The sequence below is a fragment of the Motilimonas eburnea genome (assembly GCF_021295345.1).
Classification (GTDB): Bacteria; Pseudomonadota; Gammaproteobacteria; order Enterobacterales; family CBDFNC01; genus Motilimonas; species Motilimonas eburnea.
The window spans coordinates 17,785-30,921 of the sequence record NZ_JAIMJB010000015.1 but is presented as its reverse complement, the minus strand read 5'-3'; the positions used below and the strand labels follow the sequence as shown (position 1 = coordinate 30,921).

The window sequence follows — 13,137 nt, the reverse complement described above, 5'->3', positions numbered from 1 at the left end:
ATAAAAAACCATTGCACTAAAGATAAGCCGTTTTTATAGTCAATTTGTCCACTAAGGGACAATTCTACAAGTCAGGATTGAGTCGCCATGAGGTCAAGGAGACCCGCAGTTAGGCTACTTAAGATGCCAAGGAATGGCGACAATGAACCTAGCGAAGCGACATCCAGTAACTACGCCACGTTACTCAGCCTCGCCCTCCTTGTCAGGTCTGCACTTGTCACTTTTATCACATTGGTCAAGGAACGAACTAATGAGTTATACCGTGTTTAAAAAATCAAAAATTGCCTGTGCATTAGCAGCACTTGCTATCGTAGGCAGCGCTAATTATGCCTCTGCCGCCCCCGCTCATGACAAAACAGTTATCGGCTACATTACCCAGTGGGAAGCATGGAAAACCATGCCTAACCACGGCATTGAAAAAGGCGCTGCGACTCACTTAAACGTTGACATGAGCAAGTATTCTATTTTGAACTTCTCGTTCTTCGGCGTAGCTAAAGATGGCTCTTTGCATTCCGGTGACTACCGCAATAAATCAATCTACCAAAAAGGCGCCGTTCAAGAGCCCGCGCCATTGCTACACGAAGACTTATACAGCAGCTGGGATTACCACATCCTCTGGGGCGAGCTAGAGATGATCAGTGACTTCCCTGGCGAATGGGGCAATAAAGAGCTCAAAGCCCGCATTGCTGCCCAAGGTTTTGTGCCACACCCAACCGCTAATGGTAAATGGCTACACGAACCCACGGGTCTCGCAGGCAAAATGCCTATCCCATTGAAAAAAGAAGGTGGCGCATTAGGCTTATTAGATAAAGCCGAGCAAGAAGGCGTCACCGTAATGGCATCCATTGGCGGCTGGAGTATGTCTAAACACTTCCCTGAAATGGCGGCCGATCCGGTTAAGCGTGAGCGTTTCTTACAAGACGTCAAACGTTTGATGGACATGGGTTTTGACGGTATCGATCTCGACTGGGAATACCCTGCTTTTGGCGGTATGAACTTCGATGGTCGCCCCGATGATTTCAAAAACTTTGAAGATCTTGTGGTCGAAATTCGCCGCGTGATTGGCCCAGATAAAAAAATCTCGGCCGCATTTGCCGCAAGTCCAGCAAAACTAGAAGGGTTTGATTGGCCGAAGCTAGACCAATACATGGACTACTTCAACATGATGACTTACGACTACGAAGGGGGCTGGTCTGAAAAAGCAGGCCATAACTCGCCATTGTATGCTTACCCAACGGCGTCAGCGCAAGATTTTAACTGGCATTCGATGGCGCAATTCTTGGCATCTAAAAATGTCACGTCAAGCAAGATCAACATGGGTCTCGCTTACTATGGTCGCGGCGTACAAACGTCAGAGCCTGCCGATGTAGGCGCTGCAACGAAGAAACGCCAAGTAACCTTCTCAGTGGATGGTCCTTTGCAATCTGCCGTCGACCTAACCAACTGGAAGAACTACGAAGGTCAGCCAAATTATGTGTATATCAAGCAACAAATGGCGGGCTGGACCGAACATTGGGACGATGTCGCTAAAGTACCTTACCTAACTAAAGGTAACTACTTCCTTAGCTACGATAATGAAAAATCAATTGGCCTTAAAGCCGAATACGTGGTGGATAACAACCTAGGTGGTGTGATCGTATGGCAAGTAGCAGGCGATCTTGAATGTAAAGGCAGTTATGTACCAAGAGGGCGCTACCTAAAAGAGTGTACAAACCTATCACTGCCATTGGCTACCGTAGTGGATAACGTGTTTAACAACACTCAACCCAGTGCCGCGCCGATCTTAACCGTGCCAGGCACGCAAACACTAGACAGTGGTGCCAGCCTTGAGTTATTACTCAGTGCAACTGACGCCGACAGCCAAAAGCTCAGCTTTAGCGCAGATATGGGCACAGTGGTTGCGACAGGTGATAAAACAGCCACATTAAGTTATGTTGCACCGACGACTAAGGTTGATCAAACCGTGACCATTAACGTGAAGGTAAGCGATGGTAAGAAAACCGATACCAAAGCCATTACCGTTAACGTCATCGGCGATCCAACCATAGCGAACAATGCACCAACATTAACCGTGCCGGCTAGTGTTGATGTCGTTGGTGGAAGCTCTGTGGCAATCAAGGTTAGTGCCGCGGATCAAGACATTAACGATACCTTGACCATCACCAGTGACATGGGGCAACTAACCCAATCAGGCAATGCGGCAGTGATTGAATACACTGCAGACAAAGTAACAGAAAATACAACGGTAAGTATTAAGGTCATGGTATCTGATGGTACCGATACCGTAACGCAAACCGTGCTTGTTCATGTCTCACCGGCACCACTAGGTGATGAATGGGATCCAAACAAGGTTTACAACACAGGTGATTCTGTGATGGTTAACGGCGTTAAGTACACCGCAAAATGGTGGACCAAAGGCGAACAACCAGGAAAAGCTGCGGTCTGGGCTGAATTTGATGACGGTTCAACTCAAGAGTGGCGTGCAGACAAAGTTTACACTGGCGGTAAGCTCGTCACTTACCAAGGTGTGACTTACAAAGCAAAATGGTGGACCAAAGGCAATAACCCTGCCGATGGTGGCCCATGGGCTGCACAATAAAACGTCATCAGGGCCTGTTGACCTTTTGAGCTTGTTTTTGCAGCGATTTGTTGGGTATTAATACAAGGCAGCGACTTTGCAGCATAGTCAACTATGCAAAAAAGCGCTAACGCAGTAGAAATGACCAACAAACGCTGTCCTACGGATTCGGCTAAAAGCGTTTTGTTCGTCGTTGAGCAGTGTTTACTTAGAATACTAAGCTACACACCGCTCGCCTTGCCCAAAACGCTTTTAGACAGGGTGTCCCCTCTCGAACAAAAATTAACCGCGAAAGGTCAAAAGGCCCTAACATTCCTTTGACCCAAAGAGGCGCCTAGCGCCTCTTTTTTGTCGAGCCGTATAGCAGTCATCTTTAGCTATTGACGATATCGGTTTAATAAACGCTCAATAAACCCATCTTGTTGCATACTTAGAAATACCCGATTGAATTTCTCTACCGAGACCGGACTAAGGTTAGAAATCGCAGGAATAATCTCATGCTCACTGATTAAAAAACGGGCAAAAACAAAGTCATCATCAAACCCATGATGCTTGAGCAGCCACTCACCTTGAATATCAGAAGTAATCACCGCATCAATGCGATTAACCTGCATCTTTTGCAAGCTTTGCAGTACTTCTAGGGCATCAACTCGCAAGGCTTCACCATTAGCAAATAATGGGGCTATTTCAGGATAGGCATAGCCCAACACGGTTCCTATACTAAGCCCTTTTAAGTCATCAAGCTTAACAATATCGGGGGCTGTTTTTGGGATAACCAGAATATTTTTTTCAATAAACAAAGGGATCGTCCATTTTACTTTATCGGGTTGCTTTAACCATTTGGGATTAGATGTAACAACGATGTGAACCTTGCCGGTCTCCAAACTGAACTCCAAGCGTTTTCTTGGCGTTTTTAGAAAGGTCACCTCAATGCCAGAGCGCACAGCAAACTCTTGCATCAACTCAACAATCACCCCCGAAGGTTCACCGTTTGCTTGTTCTATAATATAAGGCGCATTATCGCTTGGCCCATAATTGACGATAAGAACAGGCTGAGCCAACACACTCAGGCTCCAACATAGACTTCCCAGTAGCATCAAGCTTAATTTCATCGGCAACTCTTTAACCATCCCCCTCTCTAAGTATTATAGGCGAGGTAAACAAGCTGCCGCTGTGTTCGCTCATTTTTTGTTTCGCTTTCCTTTCCCTCAAAACTATAGCCAATGCAAATAGATGGGCTTTAACAAATTCAGCAAAGACTATAAAATACCTCCTCTATTAAACAAGATGCATATAAGGACATAGCCATGACACAAGCGATCCCCGGCGTTGAATTTGCCGATAACACCAACCAACGCACCCCTTGTGTACTCGTGTTAGATGCCTCTGGCTCTATGTCTGGCGAGCCCATTAAGCAATTAAACCATGGCTTGCGTGTCTTTGAAGAGCAACTTAAAAGTGATGTTGCCACCGCCATGCGAGTGCAAGTGTTAGTGATCACGGTCGGCGGTCACGATGATGTCACCGTGGTACAACCTTGGGTCGATGCGATAGATTTTAAAGCGCCAGAAATTATCGCTTCTGGCTTAACTCCGCTAGGTCAAGGCATGTCATTTGCCTTAGAAGAAGTCCAAAACCAAAAAGCCCAATATGATGCCAATGGCATTTCCAGCACGCGCCCTTGGGTGATCATGATTTCCGATGGCTCACCCAATGACTACGGTTGGCAAGAAGCCGCGCAGGCTTGCCGTGAAGCCGAGCAAAATAAACGCGCCGTGATCTTCCCCATTGGCACCGAAGGCGCCGACTTTGAGGCGCTCGGCCAGTTTTCTAACAAAACACCGAAAAAACTAAAAGGCCTCGCCTTCAATGAATTATTCGTCTGGCTCAGTCGCAGTATGACCACAGTGTCGTCTAGCGTACCGGGACAAAAAGTTCAGCTGCCCAGCACCAACGAATGGGCCGAAGTCGAAATCTAATATGACCCAAACAAGCAGTAAGCCAGAGCCAGCATTACTATTTGTTGGCGCAGCGGTGCGAGGCCAAGGCCATATTAAAACAGAGCAACCTTGCCAAGATGCTTGGCACGTCGTCAGCCAAAATGACACGACCGTGGCTTGCGTTTGTGATGGGGCGGGCTCGGCGAAACACTCAGACCAAGGCGCGCAAAAGCTAAGCCAGATGGTTTGTGATGCCTTGCTTGAATATGTGCTTACCCTATCCTCACCAGCCATCGCGCAAGCTGAATTAGTCACGCTGCTACGCGATACCATAACCCAGTGTCGCAATGAGCTCGCTGAGCTAGGACCATTGAGTGATTATCACGCCACCCTTTGCGGTGTTGTCCAACATCAGCAGCAAAGCCTAATGTTTCATTTAGGCGATGGCTTGATTTTGGGGGTTAACCCTGAAGATTGGCAAGATTGTATCGTCAGCGAACCTGAAAATGGCGACTTTGCCGAAACCACTTATTTTTTTACCTTAGATGATTGGCAGTCCCATCTCAGGGTGATGTGCGCGCCCACACGTTACAAAATTTGGTTTTTAATGAGTGATGGTTGCGCCAGCTTTGCCGCCAAAACCCATCCCTACGCGCCTGATTTGCAGTTCTTAAAACCGGTGCATCAATACTTAACCAGTGTGGATACCCAACTTGGCAGCCAAGCCTTAGCGGCCACCTTAGATGATCCGCGCACCTACGCCATCACCCAAGATGATAAAACCCTAGTTTGGTTATATGACTCAAGTTTGGCTGTATGACGATACGCGTTAACCTTTGTTTCAGTGATGGCAAAACCCAAGCCGTAACACTCAATGCCAAGGCGCTAAACCAAGGCGCAGATGGCGCGATCCACGCCAGCCTTGATGGCCAATACGCCATTAAGCTGTATCACGATGCCGACAAAGATGCCAAGCGCCAAGACAAACTCTGGCAAATGATAGCGCAGCCGCCACAAAGCTCGCAGCAAGGAGAAGCTGGCTTTACTTGGCCCATTGCTTTGGTCGCAGACAACAAACAGCGCTTTTTAGGCTTTGCCATGCCCTTGCTGGATTTATCCGAGCATGTGCAACTGGAAATGCTATTAAGCAAGCGTACCCGAGCGCTGCATCAACTACCCGATGATATTCGTTTTCGCATTAAGGTAGCCGTTAGCTTATGTCAACAAATCGCCGCGCTACACCAACTTGACCACGCCATTATCGACTTAAAGCCGGCCAACCTATCGGTCAATAAACGCAGCGCGCAGGTGTGTATCGTCGACTGTGATGGCTTTGCCATTAAGGGCCCAAAGGGGGATTTTCCCGCTCATCAATACACGGCGGGCTTTATTGCCCCCGAAGCTTACAGGCAACAGCAGCCGCCACAAGCCCTAGATCAAGAGCAGGATAAATTTGCCCTTGCCGTGATCTTATTTCAGCTGCTTAACCATGGCCTGCACCCCTTTCAAGGGGTTCCCAAACAAGGCCGCGATTTACCCACGGATAACCAAAACAAAATTGGTCAGCAGCTTTATCCTTATGGCGCGAAAGCCCATGCTGATATTGCGCCGTCACCTTGGTCACTGCACCTAGATTTTCCAGCTGAACTGATTAACAGCTTTAGCCGCAGCTTAACCTCGACTTCTCGCCTCAGCGCACTGGACTGGGTTGGCCTATTAGAGGGATTAACCACTAAGCTCAAGCAGTGTAACAAAGCCAGCAGCCATCAATTTTGGGGCCATTCTTGCCCCCATTGCCAGCAACCTAAAAAAAATATCGCTGCGCCCAAAAAAGCTAGAAAAAAACAGACCAAAGCCCGTCAAACAAGACATCAGCAGCCATATACAAGCAATACACCCCAACGCCAAAATACAGCTAGACCAACTAGTCCAGCATATAGGCCTGCACCAAGGCCTAGTATCAATTTCAGCCAAATATGGGCGTGGTTTGCAGGCTTTAAGTTATCTAAAGCACAACTTGCCAGCGCCATCGTTGTCGGTGGGTTAAGTGTTGCAATTTGGGCATTGCTGTTTGGAATGCAACTTAACCCCGCTCCCGTACCGGAGTTTGACATCATTTCAGGCCAAGCAGAACTAGGGCTAACAAGTGAGCCACCTAAACCCAAGTTAACGCAGGAGCAGCCATGATCAAGCGCATTATCAGTTTTGCGATTATTGCCCTGAGTTTACTTCTGATCTCCGCAGTGCTGCTCAATCAGATCAACACCCCCGATGGCAATAACGACAACGCGGCATTCACCGTTAATCCCAAGCCTCGCATTGTTGGGTTCGACAGATTGTCGCAACCCGAATTCTTGCCGTTGCCACAAGTAGGGCTAAGTAGTGATGAGTATCAGAACAATCATGTGTTTGTTAAACCCTTGCAGGGACAAGCTTTTGGCGTAACCCAAAGCATTCGACTGGCCAATCAAGACAATATACGATGGGACTTTTTCACCCATCAGCAAACCTTTAGTCTCGCGGTAGAGCTCACTGAGCAGCAATTGTTTTTAAACCGCTGGCAATATGTGCCGCGAACCGACCTATTGTTTAGTTATCTTTGCCAAAACGAGCAAAGCAATTGTTACGGCGTCAGCAGTATCCATAAGCCAAGATCATTTTTATACAACCGTTACCCTAACCAAAACTTTGCTTTTTTTGATCAAGATGTCCCCTACCAAGACGATGAGCCTTGGCTATTCGCCGTGGGCAATTATGGCGACATCCTGGTCACTGCCAGCCAACGTCGCATCAAGGTATTTGATATTAAAGAGGGGACTGAGGCCATCGCCCATGGTGAGCTGCCTGAACAATTGCAACATTATCGCATCAAAGCCCTCAGTGTCTCGAGTCGGGCTTTTCATATCGCTACTCTTTATACCAAAGCCGATGGTCGCGATAGCTTTATCCAAATATTTGAACTTGACCATAACCGAAACAGGCTCACAGCCAAGCTCAAGATAACCCCCAAAGCCAACACTGAATTTCACAGCCTCACCTTGGGGAATAATGTACTCGCCATCGGTGAAGTGGTATTGCCCACAACACCAGAAGAGCCCCCTCAAGAGATAACTCACGAGGAAACTCATGGACAAACTCAAATTCGCGTGCACAAAAAGATAAAGCGAGATTGGTCAAAACCACGCACCGTGAGGCGAACGGCAACAGGCTTTGAGCGCGTTCCTGAGCCACTTGTTTATCAACATTTAGGCACCATTAAGGGCGAGAAAATCCCGCAGCCATTCGCTCACCTCGCCCAATTACCTAAGGGCAGTATCAAGCACAATATTGCGCCTTTGGCCTTGAGCTTTATTGACAATATGCAACTGCCGGGTAAAGAAAACTATCTGCTGGCGGGGCCACAACTCACCTTGCAACAAGGCCCCCTTGCCCAGCGCCATTATGTTGATCTCACCCTATTTAACCTACAAACTCAGCCCATCAGTGTAGCCGAGCGCTTTCGCACTTACTATGTGACAGACCCACAGCATCAAGTCTACTTTGACCATAAATTAGATTTAAGCAATGACGGTATTGAAGCGTTTTGGGCTGGCTATCGCCAGGTAGACTCGACGATGCAACCGGATAAGCTCAAGCTTGATTCAATCGAAACCGCGCATGAAGACTCATACTATCAATCGGACATTAACCGAGAGAGCCTCAATCGAGTCAAAAAAAGTCAGCGACAATCCAATTCTAACCACAGCCAAAGCATTAATGACAGGATCCAATCGGTACAAAACATGACGCCCGCCCAAGCCCATGCGTTTAAACAAAGGCTACTCAAACTTGCCGAGCAACAAGGGCAAGCTCAACAATAAGCTTACCTTGTTTCAATGTTTATCCTAAGACCTGCGTCTCAGCTTTAGCATTATCCCTACCCCAGCGAACAGCATGGCGAGCCCTAAAACTAAGCTCATTATAATGTCGCGCGTGGTGCGCTCCATAAAGGGACGGGTAAAGTTCCATTTATGTAAAAAGCTAAACGAATAACCTTCGTAGCGTGCGCTGTCGATTAAGCGATCTACTAAGATCCCAGTGGCTGGGTCAATAAACAGCTTATCTCCAAGCTCACTGTCATAATCCAATTGCCAAACCGGCAAACGCTTGTTACGAAAATCGTAATGCAGGCCAAAATGGGTAATTAATTGGCTGCTCGTCAATTGTTCAACCGGCAGTCCCAGCTGTTGGCTAGCCATGGCAATCACTAGCTTTTCATCATCAAAAGGGATGCGCTGCCCAGTTGCTGCCGAGATATAAAGAGCGGGATCGCTAATGGCGATACCGTCATAAATCGCATCGCGTGCTGGCGCTTGATGATGTTGATGGTTTTCCTTGCCTTTCGCCTTAACGGCATCATGGACATGACCAGCGGTTGGCGCCGCTTTATTTGGCAAGCTTAAACGGTAAATCAACTGCCCCTTTGGATCGCGAATAAGACTTAGGCCGTTAAGCATAAAGTCCAGATCTTTACTGGCTAATACCTGTTGGTTTAACTCATCATCTTGCCAAACGAGCGGCTCACTTAGGCGCATGCCACCGTGCTCCTGCGCCAAAGATGCGTGTAATAAATGATATAAACCACTGCCGCTAAAGCCGAGCAAGGGCAACCAAATAGCATATGCCACTAAATGATGCAGATTACGTTGCCAGCCAGCCCTATTGCTGCGTTTAATGGTCATCACCATGGCCATGCCGGTTAACGTCATCATCACCAGCACTAGCATCAAGGCGCCAATTAACAACACCCGCGCATATTCAAAGTCATCTAACCAGTTCCACGTATGTAGGGCGCGAAACCACGTTTGTACTTGGGTTTTATAATCATTGGTTAACCCAGCTTGGGCATTGGTTTCGGTGTGCACATAAATGGTGAGATTATCTGGCGTGGCAAATTGCACCTTATAAACCGGTAACAAGCGGTTCACCCAAGGATAAGCATGATCAAACTCGGTTTGAAATGAGACATCCTTGATTTCGGTATCTGCTAGACCTGTGTAATGGCGAGCCAACCATTTAGCATGAGCGACGTCATAATTAGCCAGCTCTTGATGATTAGATAAATCAAAGTATCGCCTTGGTAGAAAGGCATCTGGCGTGACTTGTAGTACCGCGCCGCTTATGGAAGGTACCACCTTAACCAATAACGCTTGGTTAATTTGATGCCGTTTTAATACCTCGGGCACTTGGCTCACGAAACTCGCGGGCAGTGGCGCCTTGGGCGGAAAAAAGGCCGCCAGTTTAGGCCCGGTCCAACTCATCAAGGGATGTAATAGTCCAGACAATGCCCATATAAACAAACTGATAAAGGCCAACCACGCCAAGCGGTTGTGCCATTTTTTGGCCGGCTTTAATAGCGGCTTAACTAAATTCACTCGCATACTCATAACTCACTCTTTTCAAATTCAACAAGTTCAAAAGGCCCTAATTAAAACTGCGCATCTATGCCTAAATAGAAGCTGCGCGGTGCGCCCGGTCGATACGAGATCGCAGGGTTACCCACTTGGTTTGAGGTGTAAGTTGAATAGCGGGTATCGGCTAAGTTCATCACTCGCCCCCGCAGCATCACGTTGTCGGTGATTTCATAGCTGGCACGTAAGTTAAATAAATCATGCCCCTTGTATTTATTGGTGTTGGTTTCATCCGTGTAATATTCACCTAAATGCTCCCACTCTAGCTCAACGGCCAGACCGGTTATGGCGAGCGGCGTATATTGAAAGGCTAAATTGCCCATGGTGTTAGGCGCTTTACCAACATCAAAACCCGCGTAGTTGCGAGTTTCTACTACAGGTGGGACACACACTGGTGGATAACAAGAGTAGATGTATTGATACTCTTGGTACTCTTGCTGGTTGTAAGTAAAGCCGGCATTCATGCCCCACTCGTCGGTTAGATCCCCGGCCAGAGAAAGCTCTACGCCTTGGTGCTTCGTTTTACCGGCGTTAGTGGTTTTGCGATCGCGACCATCGATATAACTGACCACCTGATTTTTCACTATCATGTGATACAAGGTCAGGTCGTAACCAAAACTATCCGTTAAATCACCACGAAAACCAATTTCAAAGCTGTCGGATTCAACGGGTTTAAGGTCGGTGGTATTCACCGTTGAGCCAGAGCGAAATAACTGGCCAACCGAAGGAATACGAAATGCATTACGATAGTTAGCATAGGTTTGATGACTAGGACTGAAACTATAGACGGCGCCCAATTTAGGGCTGAGATGATTAAAGTCTAAAGTTTGCGAGTCAGGGCGCAGCCAGCGACCGCGACCTAGGGTTTCACTCACACTGCTGTCGAGATTGTCGTTGTAATCCAAATGGAAATAGTCGTAGCGTAAGCCAGCCACAAAACGCCAATCGGTTAATGGCGTCCATTCACCGTGAACATAAGGTGAAACCGAGGTTTGGTCGGCGTCATAATCATAATGGGTTCGCCCCGTTTCACTATAATCAGTGAAAATATCCCCATTTTTGACCACCGAAATTTGCTTTTCTTGGTAATCTGAAATCGTATGATCAATATCGATCCCCGTGATCACTTCACCTTGGCTAAAGTTATAGCGGTACTTAGTTAACAAGCCAAAAGATTGAAAATGCGTGTCACGAATGTTTGGATCATAAGTGACCATCCAACTTGGCATCATCTTGGTGGTATTGTTGCGGTAAAATGGCGTAAAGCTAAGCAGTGACACATCACTTAACTCACTGGCCATTTCCCCCGTTAAACGAAAGGCTCGTACATCACGAAAACCAATGTCGCCATGATATTTGTTCTTGGTCGGATTGTTTTGGTAATCAAACTCTTCTAACGAGGAAACACCACTTTGATCAACATAGGTATAAGCGGCAATCAACTTATATTCGGTCGTGTCAGAAAGGCTTCCATCAAAGCGCAGTGAACTAGAATAGCGCTGATAATCGGATTCATAACGATAACCCTCGCTGTCGGTTACGTTAAGTTTAAATGCGATGCCATGCTCTTCGTTAAGATCCGTCCCCGCAGAGAGCAATGCGCGCTTCCAGCCTGACTCGCCCCCTTCAAGGTTTACTCTTCCTGAGGTGTAATCCGGGCTGGCCTCGGTCACCGAGTTAATCACCCCGCCAATGGCATCACTGCCATACAAGGATGAGCCCGGCCCCTTGGTCACTTCTAAGCGCTCGGCCTGAGGAATGTTCACTTCGTATAAACCGTTGTGATTGAAAAAACCGGTAGGGCGAGTCGGCACACCGTCTTCTAAAAACAAATACACGCCGCTGGTCGAAATCGGTTGGCGAATGGATGTCATGTGCCCTTCACCGCCAAGGTTATTCACGTGCACACCCGCCACTCGATTCAGTAACTCTGCTGGGTGAGAAGGAGAAACCGCTTCGATCTCTTCTTTGTCTTGCACGCTGACACTTTCAGCCAGTTCACCGCGCGCCTTGCCTTCACGCGTTGCGGTAACCACCATGGTATCAACACGGGTGATATGGCTCGTTTCATCTTGGCCCACTTCAGCTTGCGCGCTGGCGGCTAAAGGTAAAGCCGTGCCCACAGCTAACGCGATTAAGGTTTGCTTCGTTATTATATTCATATTTATTTTCAACAAGTTGCTTGACCAACCTCACTGCCTCACTCCTAAAATAGAAGCAAGCCGGTTAGCCATAATCAGAATAGAGATTGTCATTGGCCAAGCACACCGCTACGGAAGCAGCAAAGCCAGCTAACAAAATGAGTTTTTTAGGGGATTAAACTTGTTGCGGCGGGGCGCGAAGAAGAGGTTGAAACCAAATCGCATCAGCATCATCCAGCCCATTGGCTTGATACCAAATAGCGGTGAGCTGACTTAATAATAAGCTGGGCTTAATGCCCAAATAGACTTGTTGCAGCGAGCCCAAATCAACACAAGGCACACACAAAGCACATTTAAATTTAGAAAAAGGCGAATTGCCGTGACCATCAAAACCACTGACATCCACCACTTGATTGCCATCATGGCTCGTTTTAGCATCGGCAAACAGTTCACTGGCTTTAACCCACTTAAAGCCAGCTGCGGTACAAATTAGGATCTTTTCATTAGGATCAAAGCCCTGCAACGCCGGATTAACGACACTGGCTGCGCTGGCATAGAAGGGCAACATCAGTTTCAGCAGAACCGATATAACGAGAAATCGCGCCCATTGTTGAATACATCCTTGTTTCATGGCGCGCAGATTAACGATTTAGCACGACAAGTGCAACATTACATTAACAAACACCGATGTAGCTAAAGTAATGCCCCATATAGATAAACTCAACGATAGCAATAGAGTGTTGGCAAGTAATTAGCGCAACTGTAAACTATCGGCGCTTTTACAGCACATTCTCAGGGCGGGGCGAAATTCCCCACCGGCGGTAAATGGTTAGACTCTCGATGTCGAGATAAACCAAAGCCCGCGAGCGCTTGGTTAATAAGATCATATTAATCAAGGTCAGCAGATCTGGTGAGATCCCAGAGCCGACGGTTACAGTCCGGATGAGAGAGAATAAAAATAATGCGCAGCAACCATAAGTTAGCTTAACGGCGATTAACTTGTGGCACGCTTGCGTAGGCTTTTTTCG

Annotated in this window: 9 protein-coding genes and 1 riboswitch; of the genes, 5 read left to right on the top strand and 4 right to left on the bottom strand. The window is 47.4% G+C overall.

The features are described 5' to 3' along the window. Positions 1-250 precede the first annotated feature (250 nt). Complete coding sequence (locus K6Y21_RS14840) at positions 251-2,599, top strand: glycosyl hydrolase family 18 protein (RefSeq protein ID WP_233072626.1); 2,349 nt, start codon at positions 251-253, stop codon at positions 2,597-2,599. Positions 2,600-2,955: 356 nt separating this feature from the next. Here K6Y21_RS14840 and K6Y21_RS14835 read toward each other — a convergent pair whose 3' ends face one another. After that, positions 2,956-3,690 carry a substrate-binding periplasmic protein gene (locus tag K6Y21_RS14835; protein ID WP_233072625.1) on the bottom strand — a complete coding sequence of 245 codons (735 nt, stop codon included), beginning with the start codon at positions 3,688-3,690 and terminating at the stop codon, positions 2,956-2,958. A gap of 195 nt (positions 3,691-3,885) precedes the next feature. Here K6Y21_RS14835 and K6Y21_RS14830 point away from each other — a divergent pair, with 195 nt between their 5' ends. The 4 genes from K6Y21_RS14830 to K6Y21_RS14815 are packed head-to-tail and all read left to right on the top strand — an operon-like array spanning position 3,886 to position 8,378. Beyond that, positions 3,886-4,557, top strand: a complete 672-nt coding sequence (locus K6Y21_RS14830) for a vWA domain-containing protein (protein WP_233072624.1) — start codon at positions 3,886-3,888, stop codon at positions 4,555-4,557. Between the two features lies 1 nt (position 4,558). Then, positions 4,559-5,338, top strand: coding sequence for a PP2C family serine/threonine-protein phosphatase (locus K6Y21_RS14825; RefSeq protein WP_233072623.1), 780 nt, complete (start codon positions 4,559-4,561; stop codon positions 5,336-5,338). Beyond that, a complete protein-coding gene (locus tag K6Y21_RS14820; protein ID WP_233072622.1) occupies positions 5,335-6,705 on the top strand; it encodes a protein kinase domain-containing protein in 1,371 nt (456 codons plus the stop codon). The genes K6Y21_RS14825 and K6Y21_RS14820 overlap by 4 nt, the downstream gene beginning before the upstream one ends. After that, a complete protein-coding gene (locus K6Y21_RS14815; RefSeq protein ID WP_233072621.1) occupies positions 6,702-8,378 on the top strand; it encodes a hypothetical protein in 1,677 nt (558 codons plus the stop codon). The genes K6Y21_RS14820 and K6Y21_RS14815 overlap by 4 nt, the downstream gene beginning before the upstream one ends. Before the next feature lie 24 nt (positions 8,379-8,402). Here the strand turns inward: K6Y21_RS14815 and K6Y21_RS14810 are convergent, their stop codons facing one another. The 3 genes from K6Y21_RS14810 to K6Y21_RS14800 all read right to left on the bottom strand — a co-directional run bounded on the left by K6Y21_RS14810 (position 8,403) and on the right by K6Y21_RS14800 (position 12,740). Then, on the bottom strand, positions 8,403-9,944 hold the full coding sequence (locus K6Y21_RS14810) for a PepSY domain-containing protein (protein WP_233072620.1): 1,542 nt from the start codon (positions 9,942-9,944) through the stop codon (positions 8,403-8,405). 41 nt (positions 9,945-9,985) lie between these two features. Beyond that, a complete protein-coding gene (locus tag K6Y21_RS14805) occupies positions 9,986-12,130 on the bottom strand; it encodes a TonB-dependent receptor (RefSeq protein WP_233072619.1) in 2,145 nt (714 codons plus the stop codon). A 154-nt stretch (positions 12,131-12,284) separates the two neighbouring features. Beyond that, entirely contained in the window at positions 12,285-12,740 is a 456-nt protein-coding gene (locus K6Y21_RS14800) for a hypothetical protein (RefSeq protein WP_233072618.1), read from the bottom strand. A gap of 153 nt (positions 12,741-12,893) precedes the next feature. Then, a riboswitch (FMN riboswitch) is annotated at positions 12,894-13,067 on the top strand. Positions 13,068-13,137: the final 70 nt, after the last annotated feature.